This window comes from Bradyrhizobium sp. NBAIM08 (genome assembly GCF_020193935.1).
Lineage (GTDB): Bacteria > Pseudomonadota > Alphaproteobacteria > Rhizobiales > Xanthobacteraceae > Bradyrhizobium > Bradyrhizobium yuanmingense.
Window position 1 is genome coordinate 1 of record NZ_JADYVR010000437.1, and the last position, 440, is coordinate 440.

At 72.0% G+C, this 440-nt stretch carries 1 protein-coding gene; it reads right to left on the reverse strand.

Annotation, left to right across the window (positions count from 1 at the left end):
- The coding region (locus I6F37_RS40315; protein ID WP_225154422.1) for a hypothetical protein at positions 1-440 on the reverse strand (440 nt) is incomplete at both ends.

The window sequence follows — 440 nt, forward strand, 5'->3', positions numbered from 1 at the left end:
GAACGTGCCGGCTCGCAGCAGGCCGGTGACCGCACCGATGTTGCGCGCCTTGTTGGCGGCGTCGATCGCCTGCAGGCCAGGCAACGTGCCGGGCCGGCCGCCGCGCGCTTCCAGCGCCAGCAGCGTCAATGCGGACGACAGCGTGTTGTAGCGGTCGTTGCGCAGCGGTTCCAGCAGGCGCGCGATCGCGGTGCCGGTAATGCGCGACGCCTGGCGGGGGAAATGCTTCTGCAGCAGGTACAGCGACCACGCCTGCGCGATGCCGGCGTCGTAGTACTCGACGAAGCCCGGCGCCACCGCGGACGCCTTGGCGTTGGCGCGCTTGAGCGCGGCGTCCGCCAGCGGCGCTGCCGCGGCGTCCTGCTGCAGCAGCTGGTAGCTGGCGGCGATGAACAGCGCGGTGGCGTCGTCCTGCTGCCAGCGCTTCGGGTGGTCGCGCT